General features: G+C 64.7%; 1 protein-coding gene and 1 pseudogene. Both read right to left on the minus strand.

What is annotated here, in order from left to right:
- Positions 1-132, minus strand: a pseudogene (locus tag EN939_RS39635) (carbohydrate ABC transporter substrate-binding protein); the annotation flags it as partial.
- A partial coding sequence (locus EN939_RS37500; RefSeq protein ID WP_206528490.1) for a CoA transferase occupies positions 129-470 on the minus strand: 342 nt, incomplete at its 5' end. The pseudogene EN939_RS39635 and the gene EN939_RS37500, both read right to left, overlap by 4 nt.

The raw sequence follows: 470 nt of genomic DNA on the forward strand, positions 1-470 counted from the left end.
GTCCTGAAGCGAGCGCTTGTCCCATTCGATCACGACGCCGGTCTTCTGCTGCCATAGCGACGAGCAGGCGACCATCGGATCGTAGCCACGCGGATGGCTCCAGGTCATGCCCTTGAGGATGGGCACGCTCACAGGCCGAACTCCGCGCGGATGGCGGCACTGTGCTCGCCGATGCGGGGCGCCGCCCGATCGACCTTGGCCCTTATGCCATCGACCCGGAGCGGCGAACTGGTGGTGAGGATCGAGACATCGTCCTCGCGCGTCACAGTCTGCAGCATGTCGAGCGACTGGAACCCTTCGCTCGCCAGCATCTCCGGCCAGGTCAGCACTTTGGCGCACCAGATGTCGGCCGGCTCGAGGATATCAAGCCACTCATCGATGGTCTTGGTCGCGATCCGCTGCGCGATGATCGCCTTGATGTCGTCGCGCGCGGTGAACCAGGATGCCGGCTTGTCGCGATAGGGTGCGAG

Origin of the sequence: Mesorhizobium sp. M7A.F.Ca.CA.002.05.1.1, assembly GCF_003998335.1 — a bacterium.
Taxonomy (GTDB): Bacteria; Pseudomonadota; Alphaproteobacteria; order Rhizobiales; family Rhizobiaceae; genus Mesorhizobium.